Annotated in this window: 16 protein-coding genes and 1 pseudogene; 10 read left to right on the top strand and 7 right to left on the bottom strand. The window is 69.5% G+C overall.

All coding sequences use genetic code 11. The features are described 5' to 3' along the window. Nucleotides 1–18: 18 nt before the first annotated feature. On the top strand, nucleotides 19–402 hold the full coding sequence (locus JOD67_RS31740; RefSeq protein ID WP_205121375.1) for a nuclear transport factor 2 family protein: 384 nt from the start codon (nucleotides 19–21) through the stop codon (nucleotides 400–402). Then, a complete protein-coding gene (locus JOD67_RS31745; protein ID WP_205121376.1) occupies nucleotides 399–764 on the top strand; it encodes a VOC family protein in 366 nt (121 codons plus the stop codon). Before JOD67_RS31740 ends, JOD67_RS31745 begins: the two co-directional genes overlap by 4 nt. A gap of 151 nt (nucleotides 765–915) precedes the next feature. Here the strand turns inward: JOD67_RS31745 and JOD67_RS31750 are convergent, their stop codons facing one another. Together JOD67_RS31750 and JOD67_RS31755 are read right to left on the bottom strand one after the other, a co-directional pair. Next, nucleotides 916–2,169 (bottom strand): HNH endonuclease signature motif containing protein, encoded by a 1,254-nt coding sequence (locus tag JOD67_RS31750; protein ID WP_205121377.1) that lies wholly within the window; start codon nucleotides 2,167–2,169, stop codon nucleotides 916–918. A gap of 701 nt (nucleotides 2,170–2,870) precedes the next feature. Next, the gene (locus JOD67_RS31755; RefSeq protein ID WP_205121378.1) at nucleotides 2,871–3,104 is read right to left on the bottom strand and encodes a hypothetical protein; all 234 of its coding nucleotides are present in this window, start codon (nucleotides 3,102–3,104) and stop codon (nucleotides 2,871–2,873) included. 57 nt (nucleotides 3,105–3,161) lie between these two features. On the opposite strand from JOD67_RS31755, the gene JOD67_RS31760 reads away from it, so the two are divergent. Beyond that, nucleotides 3,162–3,320, top strand: coding sequence for a hypothetical protein (locus JOD67_RS31760; RefSeq protein ID WP_205121379.1), 159 nt, complete (start codon nucleotides 3,162–3,164; stop codon nucleotides 3,318–3,320). Nucleotides 3,321–3,354: 34 nt separating this feature from the next. Here JOD67_RS31760 and JOD67_RS42505 read toward each other — a convergent pair whose 3' ends face one another. Further along, entirely contained in the window at nucleotides 3,355–3,579 is a 225-nt protein-coding gene (locus JOD67_RS42505; RefSeq protein ID WP_372442348.1) for a hypothetical protein, read from the bottom strand. Nucleotides 3,580–3,699: 120 nt separating this feature from the next. Next, on the bottom strand, nucleotides 3,700–4,302 hold the full coding sequence (locus JOD67_RS31770) for a TetR/AcrR family transcriptional regulator (protein WP_205121380.1): 603 nt from the start codon (nucleotides 4,300–4,302) through the stop codon (nucleotides 3,700–3,702). Between the two features lie 57 nt (nucleotides 4,303–4,359). On the opposite strand from JOD67_RS31770, the gene JOD67_RS31775 reads away from it, so the two are divergent. Further along, nucleotides 4,360–5,208 carry an alpha/beta fold hydrolase gene (locus JOD67_RS31775; RefSeq protein WP_205121381.1) on the top strand — a complete coding sequence of 283 codons (849 nt, stop codon included), beginning with the start codon at nucleotides 4,360–4,362 and terminating at the stop codon, nucleotides 5,206–5,208. Here JOD67_RS31775 and JOD67_RS31780 read toward each other — a convergent pair. After that, the gene (locus JOD67_RS31780) at nucleotides 5,205–6,386 is read right to left on the bottom strand and encodes a sensor histidine kinase (RefSeq protein WP_205121382.1); all 1,182 of its coding nucleotides are present in this window, start codon (nucleotides 6,384–6,386) and stop codon (nucleotides 5,205–5,207) included. The genes JOD67_RS31775 and JOD67_RS31780 overlap by 4 nt on opposite strands. Continuing rightward, a complete protein-coding gene (locus tag JOD67_RS31785; protein ID WP_205121383.1) occupies nucleotides 6,386–7,042 on the bottom strand; it encodes a response regulator transcription factor in 657 nt (218 codons plus the stop codon). The genes JOD67_RS31780 and JOD67_RS31785 overlap by 1 nt, the downstream gene beginning before the upstream one ends. An 88-nt stretch (nucleotides 7,043–7,130) precedes the next feature. Here JOD67_RS31785 and JOD67_RS31790 point away from each other — a divergent pair, with 88 nt between their 5' ends. Genes JOD67_RS31790 through JOD67_RS31805 form a run of 4 tightly spaced genes read left to right on the top strand, consistent with a single transcriptional unit; the run spans nucleotide 7,131 to nucleotide 10,547 of the window. Beyond that, nucleotides 7,131–7,616, top strand: a complete 486-nt coding sequence (locus JOD67_RS31790; protein ID WP_205121384.1) for a hypothetical protein — start codon at nucleotides 7,131–7,133, stop codon at nucleotides 7,614–7,616. Further along, nucleotides 7,613–8,674, top strand: a complete 1,062-nt coding sequence (locus JOD67_RS31795) for a peptidoglycan-binding protein (protein WP_205121385.1) — start codon at nucleotides 7,613–7,615, stop codon at nucleotides 8,672–8,674. Before JOD67_RS31790 ends, JOD67_RS31795 begins: the two co-directional genes overlap by 4 nt. Then, nucleotides 8,671–9,357 (top strand): ABC transporter ATP-binding protein, encoded by a 687-nt coding sequence (locus JOD67_RS31800; protein WP_205121386.1) that lies wholly within the window; start codon nucleotides 8,671–8,673, stop codon nucleotides 9,355–9,357. Before JOD67_RS31795 ends, JOD67_RS31800 begins: the two co-directional genes overlap by 4 nt. Next, a complete protein-coding gene (locus JOD67_RS31805; protein ID WP_205121387.1) occupies nucleotides 9,357–10,547 on the top strand; it encodes an ABC transporter permease in 1,191 nt (396 codons plus the stop codon). Before JOD67_RS31800 ends, JOD67_RS31805 begins: the two co-directional genes overlap by 1 nt. Nucleotides 10,548–10,570: 23 nt before the next feature. Here JOD67_RS31805 and JOD67_RS31810 read toward each other — a convergent pair. Continuing rightward, nucleotides 10,571–10,954 (bottom strand): annotated as a pseudogene (locus tag JOD67_RS31810) (substrate-binding domain-containing protein); the annotation flags it as partial. A gap of 26 nt (nucleotides 10,955–10,980) precedes the next feature. Between JOD67_RS31810 and JOD67_RS31815 the strand changes: the two are divergent. Both JOD67_RS31815 and JOD67_RS31820 read left to right on the top strand, forming a co-directional pair. Further along, nucleotides 10,981–11,499: a hypothetical protein gene (locus JOD67_RS31815; protein WP_205121388.1), complete on the top strand. Its 519-nt coding sequence runs from the start codon at nucleotides 10,981–10,983 to the stop codon at nucleotides 11,497–11,499. 129 nt (nucleotides 11,500–11,628) lie between these two features. Next, nucleotides 11,629–12,165: a polysaccharide lyase family protein gene (locus JOD67_RS31820; RefSeq protein ID WP_205121389.1), complete on the top strand. Its 537-nt coding sequence runs from the start codon at nucleotides 11,629–11,631 to the stop codon at nucleotides 12,163–12,165. Nucleotides 12,166–12,176: the final 11 nt, after the last annotated feature.

Genomic DNA, 12,176 nt, shown 5'->3' on the forward strand with positions numbered 1-12,176 from the left:
CTATCTAGGGAGCTTGTGATGGCACCGCGTACGCCGACCGAGACCATCGAGCGCTTCAACCACGCGTTCGTCCACCACGACCCCGCCGCCCTGGACGGCCTGATCGCCGAGGACTGCGTGATGGAGGCGATCCAGCCCGCCCCCGACGGCGCCCGCTACGAAGGCCGCGAGGCATGCTTGACGTTCTGGCTGGCGCTGGCCGAGGACCATAGCTCGCAGTTCGAGGACGAGGAGATCGTGGTGATGGGCGACCGCGCGACCATCAGCTGGCGCTACCGCTTCGGCTCCGGCCCCGCCGACTACGTGCGCGGCGTGAACGTGATGCGCGTACGAGACGGCCAGGTCGTCGAAGCGCTCGGGTACAGCAAGACCGGCGGCGAGATCCCGTTGGCCGCCGAATGAGCGCGTTCGCGATCCAACCGGGCTTCTGCACCACCGACATCGCCCGGCTGAGCGCCTTCTACATCGAGCTGTTCGGCGCCTCGGAAGAACTCCGCGTGCCGGGGAGCAAAGGTCCCTTCATGGTGACCCTCCGCTTCGGCGACGCCAGCCTGGCCCTGGTCGACTACAAGAAGGGAGCCAAGGCAGCGCCCGGCCGAGTCGCCGTGACCGTGTTCGTCGAAAATGTCGACGACCTCTTGCCCCAAGTCGAACCCGCCGGCGGCACGGTCACCGGCCCAGCCCGCGACATGCCGTGGGGGCATCGAGTGGCCCACATCACCGACCCAGACGGCAACCCGTTGAACCTCACCCAGCAGCTGTGAGATGAGCCGAGATGCGGCGGCCGCGGGGCCAATGATCATGTTTACATGATCATTGGGCCCTTTACGTGGGGTGGACGCCAGGTAGAGGGGTGGTTGGCCGGGTGAGGTGCCCCCAGCCGGCGGCGCGCACTCCGCCGGCCCCGGCCGCCGCTTAGGCGGCTGGGGTGAGGCGGTGGTTGCGGAGTGGTCGTTGCTGGGGGTCGATCCAGTCGGGGGGTAAGAACTCGGGTAACCCGTCGAGTGCGATGCGGACTTGCCAGGCGCCTTGGTGGATTAACCGGTGGTGGTAGCCGCAGAGCAGGACGCCGTTGTCGCGGGTGGTGGGTCCGCCCTTACTCCACGGAGTGACGTGGTGGGCGTGGCACCAGCCGGGTGGCCGGTCGCAGCCGGGGAACGCGCACCCGCCGTCGCGGAGTTCGAGCAACCGGCGGAGTTTGCCTTGGAAGAGTCGCTGTTGGGTGTCGGTCAGCAGTGTGACTCTGCCGGGCTGGTCCTCGGGCTTCACGAGGTAGGTGCGGTCGGCCTCGCACATCAGCTGGTCGACGAGTTTGCGGGACAGTTCGATCCCGGTGTGCAGGGTCCGTCCACCAGTCTGGGTGACGGTGACGACCAGTTGGGTCGGGTTCCCGCCATGAGAGGGCACCAACCGCTCGGCCAACAACCGGCGGCAGGCTTCGTCCAGAGCGTCGACGTTGCGTTGTTCGGGGAGACGGGTGTCGCGTCCGTCGGGTCCGGGCTGCGGCGCAGCGAGCGGGTCGAGCACCAGTTTGAGGCGTTCCCCGACCATCTTGGGGAGCCGGGCGGTGACCCGCCATGTCCCTGACGACTCGTCGAAGGACATGCGCAGGAACCGGTCGCGTTCGGCGCTGGCTTCTTCTTGTTTGAGTTTCAGTTCCAGGACTTGGTCGGCGAGGTCGGGGGCGACGGTCTCCAACAACCGGTTCCCGACCTGCCGCAGCGTGGCGGGGTCGAAGGTGACGGCCCCCTTCAGCAGCGTCGCCTCCACCTCCGAGCGCAGCTCCGGGGTGGCGATGTGGGAGGGCAGCAGCTGCACCACGCGGGAGATCACCCGGGCATGTGGAAGAGAAATCTCGCCGCGCGCAAGCGCCCGCGCGGTCGCCGGCAACTCCGCGTCGAGATGAGATGCCAGCTTCACCATCGCCCCGGCCTCAGCAGTCGGGACCCGGAGCCGACCAGCAACCCACTGCGCGGTGTTCGCGGCACCCGCGGTGACACCAAGGTTGCGGGCGTCGGCCTCGCGGATGAGCTCGAGCTGGCGGCCCTGGAGTTGGTTCAGCTGGGTGGCGTTGTCGAGGAGTGCGGTGGCGAGGTCGGCGTCGGACATCGACCACGCCGACACACCATCGGCGGTGCCGATGGTGTTCGAGCAGGTGGTCGATTCCATAGCACAATTCTACCAGCCGAACCGGGCTAATGCCCAACCCAGCAAGGGAAATCCCCGACATCATCCGCCACCACAGGAAGCCGGGGGCTCCACAAAAGACCGCAACACGGCAGCAGACAGGACGGCAAGCAAGCCTGTCCCGGGGAACTGTTCCGGGGGCAGGGGCGGCGCGTGAAAATCTGGTGGCCGGGCCGGGGCGAGTCAAGGGCCGCAAAGCGGTCGCGAAGCGACGTCGCCCCTCTGCGAAGCCGCCGCGACGCCCTTGACCCGCCCCGGCCGGGCCACCACACTCGACCGCCGCAACAGCCCGACCAGCTAGCCGCCCAAGCACAGCAGGGCAAAGCAACAGCAAGAGCAGAAGCACAGCACCGCCCCCAGGGGGCGATGGTGAAGAGGATGGCAGCAGGGCGGAACAGGAAGGGCGGGATTGGTGGTGACGGCCTGCGGCCGGGGTGAGGTGGCGGGCCATTGGGTGAATGACCGCAGTCGGCAAAGTGACGATGGTGAAAATCGAGCGCCGCGGGACTCGCCCGAGGACTTACGGGGATGGTCTGCGACGGCCGGCTGGTGCCGACCACGAGCAGGCCTGGGCCTGGCACCAACCAACCGCCTGACCAACCTGCATGAACATCACAACTCACCGACTACGACACCGCCCTCGGCCTGGACCTCGACGGCGGTATCGCCTGATGACGCAGCTACTACCAGCCCATGTCGCGCGCGACCTCGCCTTGGGCCGCATCGATCTGCTGTTGCGTGACACCGGGGATGTCGGTCTCGTGCTCCAACCGGGTCAGCAGGTCCGCCAGCGCCTGCTTCTGAGCCGGATGGGTGATCGGCACACTGTTCAGGTCGGTGCTCATCAACCAGTCGAACAGCACGACGGCATCGGCGCGCCAGAGCTTGATCACCACAGTGGGCAGGTCAGCAGCCATGCGGGACATACTGCCCTCCATCCCGACTCCGCGCGACGGGGATTGGGGTGATCCCCGATGGCCACAACCACCAAGGCGAAGACAGCGCCGGACCTGACCGCCGAGATCGTCAACCTGACGCGGGTGCGGAAGGCGCCGACACTGCGGGATTCGGTCGACCGCCTGACCGAGCGGGCCGTCGCGGAGTCCTGGTCGCCTACCTGCAACGCGAAGTGAGCGACCGTGAAAGCGCACGGCGACGAGGGCCGCATCAGCGCCGCGGGACTTGATCGCGCACCTGGGCACGCTGGACGTCGTCACTGCCAAGGAGAACGTCGTCCTCCTCGGCCCCGCCCGGCACCGGCAAGTCCCACCTCGCGATCGGGCTGGCGATCCGCGCCTGCCAGGCCGGGCACCGCGCGGGAGTTGGCTGGGCGCCGGTGCGGGTCGCCGGGCAGCGAGTCGCGGCGACATAGGCCTGGAGCTCAGCCCGCATTGGCGTTGCTGAAGGGTCAGCAGACCGCCAGTCACGCGCTACACCGGCACAACCGCGGGGCACGAGAACGCCGGGCGGCTCGAGACCAACCAACACGCACAAAGCACAAAGCACAACCACCTAGGCAGCGAGCGACGAGAGCAACTGCCGAACCACATCGAGCATCTCCCGGCGGGCCGTAGCGGGATCCGGCGAGGAAGCCACATACATAGCCGCCTCATCCGCCACAGCGATCAACGCATGAGACAAAGGCACCACAGGCTGCGAAGAAACCTCCCCCGAGGCCATCCCCTGAGCAAGAACAGCCTGGATCAGACCAAGAACATTCGGCTGACAGATCTCCCGCCACCGAATCCAGCCCAGCACCGAAGGCCCGTCGACAAGAACGATCCGCTGGATCTCCGGCCGCTCGCACATCTCCAACCAAGCCTCATACGCACTCAGAGTCGCAGCCTGAAAGCCAGCATCACCGGACGCCAGCGCGACAGAAGAGAGGAGCTGGGTGACCTCCCGTTCCACATCCTCGAGCACAGCCGCGAACAGCTCCGTCTTGTCGGCGAAGTGGTGATACAGCGCCCCACGACTGACCGACGCGGACCGGACCACTGCCTCCGTACCCACGCCGGAGAAGCCGTGAGCAGCGAACAGTCGCCGGGCGGCATCGATCAAGGCCGCGCGGGTGGCCGCGGTCCGGTCTGCTTGCGTTCTCCGCTGAACATTCATACAGTCTGTATGTTACTACCCCGCAGGCCACAAGTTTCAACCCCCCGGAGGTCCGCCGTGCCCACGATCGAACTCTCCCTTGGCACCCTGCACTACCGCGTCACCGGGCCGGAGGACTCCACGACGCCGCCGGTCGTGTTCGTCCACGGCTTCCTCACCGACGCCACCCTCTGGTCGCGCGTGACCGCGCGGCTCGCCGAGCGCGGCATCCGGTCGTACGCGCCCGACTGGCCGCTCGGCTCCCACCGCACCCCCATGGCACCGGACGCTGACCTGTCGCCGCGGGGCGTCGCGCGGATGATCCTGGAGTTCCTGGAGGCGCTGGACCTGAACGAGGTCACGCTCGTCGGCAACGACACGGGCGGCGCGCTGTGCCAGTTCGTGATCGACGCGGACGCCAAGCGGATCGGCCGGCTCGTGCTCACCAACTGTGACGCTTTCGACGTCTTCCCGCCCGCGCCATTCAAGCAGCTTTTCGCCTTGCTGCGCAGCGAATGGCGCGCCAAGCTGCTGGCCGGCCAGATGCGGTTCACTCCCCTGCGGCAGTCGCCGCTCGGCTTCGGTCTGCTGGCCCACGACCTGCCCGCCGACCTGACCCGCGGGTGGATCGAGCCGGCGCTGAACGACGGCCAGATCCTGCGCGACGTCTCCCGCTTCGCCCGGTCCGTACGCCCGAGCGAGCTCCTCGACGTCTCCACCAGGCTGGACCGCTACCCCGGCCCGGTCACGCTGGCCTGGGGAGCGGACGACCGCGCGTTCTCGACGGAGCTGGGACGGCGTCTGCAACGCCAGTTCCGCGACGCACGGTTCGTCTCCGTGCCGAAGTCGCGAACGCTCGTCTCCCTCGACGCCCCGGAAGCACTGACGGACGAGATCGTCGCCATCGCCGACCGAGCCGTCGCCTAGTCCGGCCGCACCATCGGGAGCGTGACGGTGACGGTGAGGCCGCCGGCGGCGCGGGGGGTCGCAAGCACCTCCCCGCCGTGCGCATGGGCGATCGAACGAACGATGGACAACCCCAGCCCCACCCCGGCTTGGCCGTTCACCCGCGGAGTCCCGATGCGCCGGAACGGCTCGAACAGTTCGGAAGCTTCGGACACGACGGGGCCAGTGTTCTCCACGATCAGCCGGCACTGCCCACCGGCCGCGAGCACCGAGACGACCACCGAGCCGTCGCGATGGTTGTAGTGGAATGCGTTCGACACCAGGTTCTGCACGAGCTGCGCCAGCAACACGGCGTCGCCCGGGACGACGGCGACCCGGACGTTCGGGTGCACCGCCACGCCCGAAGACGAAGCGGCGTCGCGATGTCGGGCCAGTACGCCGAGCACGACGGAGCCGACGTCGACCGGAACCACAGCCGTCAACGCCTGTTCAGATCGCGCCAACGTCAACAGCGCGTCGGTCAGCCGCGCCTGCTGGGTGTTGATGTCGAGCAGCGTCGACCCGAGCTCCTGCAGATCCGCCGAAGCGCCGGGCCGGGACATCGCCACCTGCACCAACGTCCGCGTCACGGCGAGCGGCGTACGAAGCTCGTGCGACGCGTTCCCCACGAACCGCCGCTGCCCGTCGAACGAGCGGTCCAACCGCTCCAGCATCGCGTCGAACGTGTCCGCCAGCCGCTTCAGCTCATCCGGCGGCCCGCTCATCCGGATCCGCCGATCCAGGCTGCTCCCCGCGATCGACTCGGCGGTGTCGTTGATCATCGCGAGCGGCCGGATCGCCCGACCCGCCAGCAGCCAGCAGACGACCAACGCGAGCAGCCCTCCGACCAACGCCACCGCGACGGAGATGCCGAGCAGGTTGGTCGTGGTCGTCTGGAGCGCCAACTCCTGTTGCTCGGTGATCCGCGTCCGAAGCTCCTCCATCGTGACCGGAGTGCCGTCGGGGCGGAAGTCGACGATCTTCTCCGGCGGCAGCTGGAGGCCGCCCTTCAGGTCGAACACGTTCAGCCGCCGGTACTCGCTCAGCAGCTGATTGCGCACCAGGACGTACGTCGCTGCGATCAGCACGCTGCTCACGACGAAGAACGTCGCCGCGTATCCCAGTGTGAGGCGGACGCGGACCGAGGCTCGCCGCGACATCACGGGATCCGGTAGCCGACGCCGTGGACGGTCTGGACGACGGGCGGCTCGCCGAGCTTGCGCCGCAGGTTCAGCACGGTCACGCGGACGACGTTCGTGAACGGGTCGGCGTTCTCGTCCCACGCACGCTCCAACAACAGCTCCGACGACACCGCGCCTCCCTCCGCCCGCAGCAGCTCCTCCAGGACCGCGAACTCCTTGCGAGACAGCGGAATCAGCCGATCGCCGCGGTAGACCTCACGGACGTGCGGGTCGAGCCGTATGTCGGCCCGCGACAGCACCGGGCTCCGAGCCGGCCCGCTGCGCCGCCCCAGCGCACGTACCCGCGCCAACAGCTCGCTCATGTCGAACGGCTTCGGCAGATAGTCGTCCGCGCCAAGGTTCAACCCCGCAACACGATCCGGGATGGTCACCGCGGCGGTCAGCATCAGCACACGCGTACCCGCGTCCGACGAGACGACCGCCTCGCAAACCCGATCGCCTGACACCAAAGGCAAATCTCGATCCAGAACGACGACGTCGTAGCTGTTCACATCGAGCCGCTCGAGCGCCGCCGCGCCGTCGTACGACACGTCCACCGCCATCACCGCCCGCCGCAACCCTTCGGCCACCGCGTCGGCGAGCAGCTGCTGATCCTCGACCACCAAGACTCGCACGAGCCCATCATGACCAGATGGTCGTTAAGAAATGATCAACGTTTCGCCTTAACGACCGATTTATCGCTCGCTCCCTAGCGTCCGAGCCATGACCCGACACACGAACCTCGCCGTGCTGATCGCCGCGCTGGCGATGGCCACGGCCTGCACACCCCCACCCAGCAACGAGATCGCGACCGCCGCGTCGCCAACAGCGACGACGTCCGCCACCTCGAGAGCCACGGCCGATCCGCATCGGTTCGCCGCCTGCCTCCGCGAGCGCGGCATCGATGTCGCCGACCCGCGGCCGGGCCAGCAGGTCGAGCTGCCGGACAAGGACGACCGGACGCGTGAGGCACTCCGCGCGTGCGCCCAGTTCGCGCCGCCCAGCCAGCAGCAGGAGTCCTCGTTCGACCCGGCGGCGGCACGCGCGTACGCCCAGTGCGTCCGCGCCCAGGGCTTGCCGGACTTCCCGGACCCGGACGAACGCGGCCCGCGCATCCCGAAGAACCTGATCGACGACGAGCGGTTCAGGGCCGCCGACCAGGAGTGCTCCCATCACCTGAACGACGCGAAGGGCGGCGGCAAGCAATGAGGGCGGCCCGGATCGGATGGACAGCGGTCGCAGCAGTTCTCGTCGCCGGCGCGGTCGTGGCTGCGGTGGGCCTCCGCCCCCGCCCCGTCGCCGAGCAGCAGCCGGTGGCACTGTCGACCGCGACCGTCGAACGGGGCGATCTGGTGGAGACGCGGACGATCGACGGCGAGCTCGGGTACGGGCCGGCGACGGAGCTGCCGACCACCCTGGAGGGAACGGTCACCTGGCTGCCCGCCGCCGGCGCGGCGATCGGCCGCGACAGCAGGCTGTACGCGATCGACATGCGGCCGGTGATCCTGCTGGTCGGCAGCCTGCCCGCGTGGCGAAACCTGGCGCCGGGCGTCGAGGGCCGCGACGTACGCCAGCTCGAGGAGAACCTCAGAGCCCTCGGCTACGAGGGATTCACGGTCGACAACCGCTACACCTCGCGGACCGCGGCAGCGGTGAGGGACTGGCAGCAGGACCACGCGCTCCTGCGCACCGGCGAGGTCGAGCTCGGCCGCGTCGTGTTCTGGCCGACCGCGGTCCGCGTCGACACCGTGGAAGCCACGCCAGGTAAGGCGATCGTGGCCGGCGACGTCGTACTCCACCACACCGGGACGGCGCGGAACGTGTATGCCGAGCTCGAGGTCGAGCAAGCAGGCCTCGCCCGCGCCGGCGCGAACGTCCAGCTGGCGGTGCCCGGACGTCCAGCCATACAAGGGCGAATCAGCCGGATCGGCAACGACATCGCGCAACCGGCAACGACTGAGTCGGAAGCCCCGGCACCCGAGGAGCCCATGATCACACTCACGATCACGATCGCCAACCAGCAAGCGTTGGGCACGATCACCGGCGCACCCGTCGACGTCCAGCTCGTCGGCGACCGGCGCAACGACGTCTTGACAGTCCCGGTCGCGGCACTGCTCGCCCTGCGAGAAGGCGGTCACGGCCTGGAGATCGTCGACGGAGATCGCCGAAGCATCGTCCCGGTCGAGACGGGTCTGTTCGCGGCCGGCCGGGTCGAGGTCTCCGGCGCGGGCATCGAGGCTGGCACCGTCGTGGGGATGGCGGCATGAACGAGTCACTGGTCGAGCTGATCGACGTTCATCGCCGCTACGCGGGCACCGTCGCCGCTCTCCGCGGTGTCACGTTGTCCATCGAGCCCGGCGAGCTGGTCGGGATCGTCGGACCGTCCGGGTCCGGGAAGTCCACGATGCTGCACCTGATGGGAACGCTGGACCGACCGGACGCCGGCCGCGTCCGGATCGACGGGCAGGACGTGACCGAGCTGGACGACCGCAAGCTGTCGCGGTTGCGGGCACGGACGATCGGGTTCGTCTTCCAGCAGTTCCACCTTCCGACCGGTGTGCCGGCGGTCGACGCGGTCGCCGACGGCCTGGTGTACGCCGGCGTGCCGCGCGCGACCCGGCGCGAACGTGCCGCGCGGGTGCTCGAACGCCTCGGGCTCGGTCACCGCCTCGGCCACCGGCCGGACCAGCTCTCCGGCGGCGAGCAGCAGCGCGTCGCCGTCGCGCGCGCCTGTGTCGGCTCGCCGGCCCTGCTCCTGGCAGACGAACCGACCGGCAATCTCGACAGCGCCGCCGGCGACGAGCTCGTCGAGGTGCTGTTCGACCTGTGCGCACAAGGCACTGCGGTCGTGGTCGTGACGCACAACCTCGACCTGGCCGGTCAGCTGCCGCGCCGCGTCGAGGTGAAGGACGGGCTCGTCCGCGAGGACCGACTGACGGAGGTGCGGTAATGCGAACGTTCGACGCCCTGCTCGACACCCTGGCCGCCGCCCGTCGCGGCCTGCTCGTCCGCCGGACGCGGATCCTGCTGTCCAGCTTGGGGATCGCGATCGGCATCGGCTCGATGATCTCCGTCGTCGGCATCTCCGCGTCCGCCGGCGCCGACCTCGACGCCGTGCTGAACCAGCTGGGGACGAACCTGCTGACCGTCTCCCCCGGCCGGACCGCCTTCGGCGAAACGGCCGTCCTGCCGCGCGATGCGCCCGCGATGGTCGCCCGGATCGGCCCGGTCACCGACGTCTCCGCGATCGGCGTGGTCGAAGGAGCGCAGGTCTACCGAACCGAGCGGATCCCGGCCAACCGTGGTGGCGGCATCGGCGTGTACGCGACCCAGCTCGACCTGCTCGACACCATCAGCGCGTCGGTCGCGACCGGGCGCTGGCTGAACGCCGCGACGTCGACGTACCCCGCGGTCGTGCTCGGCGCCGACGCCGCCCTCGCGCTCGGACTGGCGTCAGCCGACCCGGACGTGCTGATCCGGCTCGGAGACCAATGGTTCGCCGTGGTCGGCATCCTCACCGAGGTGCCACTGGCGCCGGAGATCGACAGCGCGGCGATGGTCGGCTGGCCCGTTGCCGAACGGCTGCTCGGCTTCGACGGTCACCCGACGCGGATCTTCGAGCGCTCCCTTCCGGAAGCGGTCGAGGACGTCCGCGCGGTGCTGCCGCGGACGGTCGACCCGGCGAACCCGAGCGCGATCGCGGTCAGCCGGCCGTCGGACGCCTTGGAGGCGCAGATCGCGGCGCGGCAGGCGTTCACCGGCTTGCTGCTCGGGATCGGCGCGGTCGCCCTGCTGGTCGGGGCGATCGGCGTCGCGAACACGATGGTGATCGCGGTGCTGGAGCGGCGGTCGGAGATCGGCCTGCGCCGGGCTCTCGGCGCGACGCGGCGGAAGATCTTCGCGCAGTTCCTGGCCGAGGCCCTGCTGCTCGCCGGTCTCGGCGGGCTGGCCGGCGCCGCGCTGGGCTCGCTCGCCACCGCGGCGTACGTCACGAGCCGCGGCTGGCCGGTCGCGCTGGATCCCCTCGTCCTCGCAGGCGCCGTCCTCGCCGCCGCGCTGCTCGGCGCCCTCGCCGGTGCCTGGCCCGCCCTCCGCGCCGCACGCATGGCACCCACCGCGGCGCTGCGGTCCAGCGGATAGCCGCGCCAGTTTCTCCTTACAGGTCAGCGAGAGCGCGGGTAGTCGACCACCTGCGTGGGGATGACGACCTGCTGGCGAGCGGCCGTACGTTCGCCGGTCTCCTCGATGCGTTGGAACAGCAGCCGCGCGGCCTCGCGCCCCACGTCGGCCGCGGAGTACGAGACCACGCTGAGCGGAAGCTGCAACAGGTCGGCGAGCTCGATGTCGTCGAAGCCGGCGAGCGCCACGGCCGTGGGGCTGCGTTGCAGAATCCGCAACGCACCCACGGTATTGCGGTTGTTCGCGGTGATCAGCGCGGTCGGCGGATCCGGGAGCGCGAGCATGCGCCGGGTCGTCTGCTCGGCCAGCGCGATGTCGCCGCGGTGGCGGCTCACGTACTGCTCGGTCGCTCGGCAACGGGCTGACCGCGGCCGGCTACCTGGTCCGTGGACTCGTGCTTTCGCTCGCCGGCGGCGTCGAGAAGTTCTTCTGGTACGACCTCGTCGGCGACCAGAACTACGGGCTGGTCAACGAGATCGGCGTCGACGACTTCACGCCGCGGCCGGTGTTCGCCGCTTACGCCGTGGCGATTCGTCAACTGACAGGGCGGAAACTGCGCTCTGAACGCGTCACGGGAGCGATCCGCCAGTACGTCTTCGACGACGTCTCGGTGCTGTGGAGCACCGACACCCGGACGCCGGTCGCCGTGCCCACGCAGCGGCCGCTCGACGTCGTCGACGTGACCGGTGGCAGCACCCGGCTCACCCCGGTCGACGGCAAGGTGCATCTCACGCTGACGGGCGCGCCGGTGTACGTGCGGACGAAGGCTCAGGCCGTCGCGAACGCACGCTTCGAGGTGACCGTGCCGCAGGTGGTCCGTACGTCCGACCAGACGCTGACGCTCACCTACATCGTCGACAACACCGGTGGCGAGAGGTCGGTCGATGCCGTTTTCACCAGCCTGAGAAGGTAAACCCGCGTCACCGCACCGCGTGGGAAGCGGGTCGAGAAGGCGGTCGCCGTCCCGGTTGACGCGCTCGAGCTCGGGCGGAACACGATCTTCACCGCGGCCTCCGTCGGCGGGCGGCAGGTCGCTCAGCTGATGAGGTCGGTCGCCGTGATCGCCGTACCGACCGGCGAGCTCGCAATGGTCGGTACGCCGGACTGGACCGACCACGAGTTCGCGCTCGCGCCGGGCGGCTATGCCGAGTACCCGACGCGGTTCCCGAACGACGTGACGTTCACCATCGGCGACGACCCCGCGCAGTCCTGGTCGTACATCCACCCCGGCCCGGACGACTCGTGGGCCGGCGGCCGGGCACACACGTACACGCTGAACGTCGACCTGCCGACGGTCCGCGACCTGCGGCTCGTCGTGTTCCTGCTGGACACACACGCCACCGCGCCTGGAACGGTCGTGGTGAAGCTCAACGGAGGAACGGCAACGACCGTCGCGCTGCCCGCTGGCGGCAGCGCCGGGCACGCCTCCGGCAGCGCGGTCGACTCCGGCGACATCCCGTCCCAGTTCACGGTCGCGCTCCCGGCCGCGCAGCTGGTGGCGGGCAGGAACACGATCACGCTCGACAAGGCCACCGGCTCCTGGCTGGTCTACGACGCGGTCGGCATCTACCCGGCGTAGCGGGCCAGGTC

The sequence above is a fragment of the Tenggerimyces flavus genome (assembly GCF_016907715.1).
GTDB classification, from domain to species: Bacteria; Actinomycetota; Actinomycetes; order Propionibacteriales; family Actinopolymorphaceae; genus Tenggerimyces; species Tenggerimyces flavus.

Coding starts and splice junctions, on each gene's coding strand:
- JOD67_RS31750 (WP_205121377.1), bottom strand. CDS start 2,169: ATGGAATCGACCACCTGCTCGAACACCATCGGCACCGCCGATGGTGTG.
- JOD67_RS31740 (WP_205121375.1), top strand. CDS start 19: ATGGCACCGCGTACGCCGACCGAGACCATCGAGCGCTTCAACCACGCG.
- JOD67_RS42505 (WP_372442348.1), bottom strand. CDS start 3,579: ATGCGGGCTGAGCTCCAGGCCTATGTCGCCGCGACTCGCTGCCCGGCG.
- JOD67_RS31805 (WP_205121387.1), top strand. CDS start 9,357: ATGCGAACGTTCGACGCCCTGCTCGACACCCTGGCCGCCGCCCGTCGC.
- JOD67_RS31800 (WP_205121386.1), top strand. CDS start 8,671: ATGAACGAGTCACTGGTCGAGCTGATCGACGTTCATCGCCGCTACGCG.
- JOD67_RS31770 (WP_205121380.1), bottom strand. CDS start 4,302: ATGAATGTTCAGCGGAGAACGCAAGCAGACCGGACCGCGGCCACCCGC.
- JOD67_RS31780 (WP_205121382.1), bottom strand. CDS start 6,386: ATGTCGCGGCGAGCCTCGGTCCGCGTCCGCCTCACACTGGGATACGCG.
- JOD67_RS31790 (WP_205121384.1), top strand. CDS start 7,131: ATGACCCGACACACGAACCTCGCCGTGCTGATCGCCGCGCTGGCGATG.
- JOD67_RS31795 (WP_205121385.1), top strand. CDS start 7,613: ATGAGGGCGGCCCGGATCGGATGGACAGCGGTCGCAGCAGTTCTCGTC.
- JOD67_RS31760 (WP_205121379.1), top strand. CDS start 3,162: ATGGCCACAACCACCAAGGCGAAGACAGCGCCGGACCTGACCGCCGAG.
- JOD67_RS31755 (WP_205121378.1), bottom strand. CDS start 3,104: ATGGCTGCTGACCTGCCCACTGTGGTGATCAAGCTCTGGCGCGCCGAT.
- JOD67_RS31745 (WP_205121376.1), top strand. CDS start 399: ATGAGCGCGTTCGCGATCCAACCGGGCTTCTGCACCACCGACATCGCC.
- JOD67_RS31820 (WP_205121389.1), top strand. CDS start 11,629: ATGAGGTCGGTCGCCGTGATCGCCGTACCGACCGGCGAGCTCGCAATG.